The organism is uncultured Microbacterium sp. (assembly GCF_913776565.1).
Taxonomy (GTDB): Bacteria; Actinomycetota; Actinomycetes; order Actinomycetales; family Microbacteriaceae; genus Microbacterium.
Genome location: NZ_CAJYPF010000193.1, coordinates 1 through 4,562 on the forward strand (window position 1 = coordinate 1; position 4,562 = coordinate 4,562).

5 protein-coding genes are annotated in these 4,562 nt (G+C 72.0%); 3 read left to right on the forward strand and 2 right to left on the reverse strand.

The features are described 5' to 3' along the window. The 3 genes from QZ433_RS10920 to QZ433_RS10930 all read left to right on the forward strand — a co-directional run. Positions 1 to 369 (forward strand): SDR family oxidoreductase (locus QZ433_RS10920; protein ID WP_295783210.1); only part of this gene is annotated, 369 nt, incomplete at its 5' end. Between the two features lie 23 nt (positions 370 to 392). After that, complete coding sequence (locus tag QZ433_RS10925) at positions 393 to 1,109, forward strand: FCD domain-containing protein (protein ID WP_295783213.1); 717 nt, start codon at positions 393 to 395, stop codon at positions 1,107 to 1,109. A gap of 41 nt (positions 1,110 to 1,150) precedes the next feature. After that, a complete protein-coding gene (locus QZ433_RS10930; RefSeq protein ID WP_295783216.1) occupies positions 1,151 to 1,561 on the forward strand; it encodes a dehydrogenase in 411 nt (136 codons plus the stop codon). Between the two features lie 634 nt (positions 1,562 to 2,195). Here the strand turns inward: QZ433_RS10930 and radA are convergent. Continuing rightward, on the reverse strand, positions 2,196 to 3,563 hold the full coding sequence (gene radA, locus QZ433_RS10935) for a DNA repair protein RadA (RefSeq protein ID WP_295783219.1): 1,368 nt from the start codon (positions 3,561 to 3,563) through the stop codon (positions 2,196 to 2,198). Positions 3,564 to 3,659: 96 nt separating this feature from the next. Continuing rightward, the coding region (locus QZ433_RS10940) for an L-lactate dehydrogenase (protein ID WP_295783222.1) at positions 3,660 to 4,562 on the reverse strand (903 nt) is incomplete at its 5' end.

The window sequence follows — 4,562 nt, forward strand, 5'->3', positions numbered from 1 at the left end:
TCGATCATCAACACGGCCTCGTTCGTCGCCCTTCTCGGCTCGGCCACCTCGCAGATCTCGTACACCGCGTCGAAGGGCGGCGTGCTCGCCATGACCCGCGAGCTCGGCGTGCAGTTCGCCCGACAGGGCATCCGCGTCAATGCGCTGTGCCCCGGACCCGTGAACACCCCGCTCCTGCAGGAGCTCTTCGCCAAAGACCCCGAGCGCGCGCAGCGCCGCCTCGTGCACGTGCCGATGGGCCGGTTCGCGGAACCCGAGGAGATGGCCGCGGCCGTGGCCTTCTTGGCATCCGACGATGCGTCGTTCATCACCGCGACGGCCTTCGTGGTCGACGGCGGTATCACCAACGCCTACGTCACCCCGCTCTGAGCCCGACGTGACAGGCTGAGAGGGTGAGCGAGGCGCCCCTGGACGATCTGCGGCGGGCCGTGTACCGGCCCGTGCGTAGCGGCAACGCGCTCGAAGACACCACGGCCCGCATCGTGCAGACCGTGCGTCTCGGTCTCGTCGCCCCCGGGGAGTCGCTGCCCGCCGAGCGCGAGCTCGCGTCGCTGTACGGCGTCAGCCGCGACACCGTGCGCGAGGCGATCCGCGAGCTCGCCGACGCCGGATGGCTCGAGACGCGGCGCGGTCGATACGGCGGCACCTTCGTCGTGGATCCCGTGCCGCGTCCGTCGGAGCCGGCCGTGGTCTCGGCCGCGGAGCTCGGCGACGTCATCGCGCTGCGCGGGGTGCTCGAGCCCGGGGCCGCGTGGGCGGCGGCGGGACGATCGCTGTCCGCCGACGAGCGCGACGTGCTGTGGGCGCGGCACGAGAGCGCGGCGCACGCCGACGGAGAGGACTACCGCCGACTCGACACCCTGCTTCATCTCACGATCGCGGAACTCGCCGGCATCCCCTCTCTCGTTCCGCTGGTGGCCGACAATCGCGCGAAGGTGAACGCGTGGCTCGACACCTTCCCGCTGCTGCCCCGGAACATCGACCACTCCACCTCGCAGCACGCCGCTATCGTGTCGGCGATCCTGGCGGGAAGACCGGATGCCGCCCACGCGGCCATGCGCGATCATCTCGCGGGTTCCGAGGCGTTGCTGCGCGGATTCCTGGCCTAGCCGTCCCTCCGGATCAGGCCCCGCCGGATTAGGCTCGGAGGATGGCCGGGAGCAAGAAGCGCAGAGGGAAGAAGCACGACATGGACTTCAAGAACACCGCGCTCACCGACGCCCTGCAGACCCAGGACATGGCCGCGATCGCTTTCGCCCTGCGGCACGGGCCGACGGTCGTCCCCCTGATGACGCCGGGAGACGCCGACAACCCGCTGAGTGTCGGCGAGGTGTGGACCTACCGCGCCCCCGACACCGGACAGGTCGCGCTGCTGCTGTTCAGCGACGCCGCGCACAAGCCTGAGACGCTGCCGCCGCACGTCGCGCTGCAGTCCCCGCAGTGGCTGCGGTCGTTCCTCGGAGCGCACCAGGATGCCATCACGACCGTGTTCATCGACATCGCGGGGCCGCACCCGATCCAGGCGTCGCCGGCCGACCTGATCGCCGCCCTCGACGCCTGAGGCGTCGGGGCCTGGCCTGGTGCCGTGGCCGGGGTGTCCGGAGCTCGGCGCCGTGGGCGGGGTGTCCGGGGTTCGGTGGCGTGTGCACAGCTGCGGGCCGGGGTGGTGACACGCCGGGACGGGAACGGCCGGGCACGGCGCGTCGCGTCGAACCCCCGCCGTTGTGCTCGGCAGGGGGCGCGTCGTCACCGCGACGGCTTCGAGTGCCCAGTCGTGACTGTCCGGCGCGGTGCGAGCACAACCGCGGGGCAGAGTGGCGACACGCCGTTAGCGGACCGTCGGCTCCGGCGTGTTCTCGACACGGCCCGCCGTTGTGCGCGCACGCGCCGCGCCGGGGAGCCGTGGGGGTGACGATCGGCTGTCCGTCGACCCGACCTGGTGAAGAACCCGAGTCGCGCGGGTGACGGCCGCGTGCAAGACTCGACGGCATGGAGTACCTGATCGCCGGTGCCGTGTGCGCCGCCGGACTTGTCATCCCCGCGGTACTGGGCATGACCTCCCCGCACCGCCGTCGTCGGTCCGCTCCCCCCGGTCGCTGACCGGGCAGGGCGCGTCGTCGCCGATCCCGTCCACCCGTGCCTGCGTCGACCCGCTGGGGAATTCCTGAGGTTCGTCGACCTCGCCGGTCGCGGCGTCAGAACCCCGGTTCGCTGTCGTCGCGGGGCGCGCCGCGCACCTGCAACTCGTTGAGGGCCTGCGCGAGCTTGCGCGACGAGGCGTCGAGCACCGTGTGATACCCCAGGCGCTTCGCCTCCGAGGCGCGCTGCGCGGCCTGCGTGACGTTGCGGATCTCACCGGTCAGGGTCAGCTCGCCGATCGCCGCGAGCCGCTTCGACACCTTGCGGTTCTTGACGGCGTTGGCCACGGCGATCGCGATCGCGAGGTCGGCGGCGGGCTCGACCAGGCGGACGCCGCCGACCGTCGAGACGTACACGTCGCGGTCCGACAGGGTGAGGCCCATGCGGCTCTCGAGCACCGCGAGCACCATCGCGACGCGCGACGAGTCGACGCCGTTGACGATGCGGCGGGGGTTGGGGGCGGTCTGACGCACGGCCAACGCCTGGATCTCGACGGGGAGCGCCCGACGTCCTTCCATTGCGATGGTGACGCACGTGCCCGGCTCGGGCTCGCCGTGACCGAGGAAGAGGGCGCTCGGGTCGGCGACCTCGGCGATGCCGGTGCCGGTCATATCGAAGCAGCCGACCTCGTCGGTGGGGCCGAAACGGTTCTTCAGCGCGCGCACGAAGCGCAGCGAGGTCTGCCGGTCGCCCTCGAAGTGGCACACGACATCGACGAGGTGCTCGAGGATGCGGGGACCGGCGATCGATCCGTCTTTGGTGACGTGGCCGACGATGATGACGGGGAGCCCCCGCTCCTTGGCGACGCGGATGAGGGCGGATGCCACCTCGCGCACCTGGGCGGGCTGACCGGCCGCTCCGTCGCTGTGGGCCGACGACACCGTCTGCACCGAGTCGACGATGAGCAGGCCGGGCTCGACCTCGTCGATGTGGCCGAGGATCGTGGCCAGGTCGGTCTCGGCGGCGAGGAACAGCTCGTCGTGCAGGGCGCCGGTGCGTTCGGCCCGCAGGCGCACCTGCGCCGCGGACTCCTCGCCACTCGCGTACAGCACCCGTCGCCCGGCCCGGGCGCTCTGCGCCGCCACCTCGAGCAGCAGCGTCGACTTGCCGACGCCGGGCTCGCCGCTGAGCAGGATCGCCGCGCCGGGGACGATGCCCCCGCCGAGCACGCGGTCGAATTCGCCGACGCCGCTCGTGCGACGCGGGGCGTCCTGCGTGTCGATCTCGGTGATGCGCCGCGCCGCGCGCGCCGCTCCCGGGGCGACCGGCACGATCGAGCGGACGATGCCCGTCTGCTCGGCCGCCTCGACGACCGTGCCCCACGACTGGCACTCGCCGCAGCGCCCGACCCACTTGACCGTGGTCCATCCGCACTCGGTGCACCGATAGGGCGCGGGGGCGGTTGCAGGGCGACGGGATGCCATGACCTCAGGCTACGCGGGGCCTCCGACATCGCTGCGCCGGGGCGTGGCATCCCTCGCCCGTCCGCGGGTGCGCCGTGCGGCGCTCAGCCGGACGGCTCAGTCGTGCAGCGACTGCGCGACCGTGGCCAGGGCGTCGGCGGAACGGCGCAGCAGCGTGAGCTCGGCGTCCGAGAAGGGGGTACCCGCGAGGGGTATCGCTCCGCGCGCCGACACGATCGACGGCACCGACAGGGCCGTGCCGCTGATGCCGTGGAAGTCGTCGAGAACCGTGCTGACGGGCAGGATCGCGTGCTCGTCGCGCAGGATGGCCTCGACGATGCGGGCGCTGGAGAGACCGATGGCGTAGTTCGTCGCGCCCTTGCCCTTGATCACCTTGTAGGCCGCGTCGCGCACGTCGACGGCGATGGCATCCAATTCCCTCTCGTCGAAACGGGAACCGTCGGGAAGGGTGAACTCCGTGATCGGCACCGACCCGATCGTGGCCGTCGACCACAGCGGGAACTCGGTGTCGCCGTGCTCGCCCACGATCCACGCGTGCACGCTCGAGGTGGCGACCCCCGCGCGCTGCGCGATCTTCCAGCGCAGGCGCGAGGTGTCCAGGACGGTGCCCGAGGCGAAGATCCGGGATGCCGGCAGCCCCGTCCTCTCGCGAGCGAGGACCGTGAGCACGTCGCACGGGTTCGTGACGATGACGTACACGGCGTTCGGCGCGACCTCGAGCAGCTTCGGCATCATGTCGCCGATGATGCGAGCGTTGGTGGCGGCGAGCTCGGTGCGCGTCTGCCCGGGGTTCTGCTTCGCGCCGGCGGTGATGACGACGACGTGCGATCCCTCGGCGACCGACACGTCGGCGCCGCCGGTGATGTCGCTCGAACCGGTGAACTGCGTCCCGTGCGCGAGGTCGAGCACCTCGGCCTCGACCTTCTCGGCCGCGATGTCGTACAGGGCGACGTGCCGGGCCGACCCGCGGATGAGGGCCGCGTAGGCGACGCTCGCGCC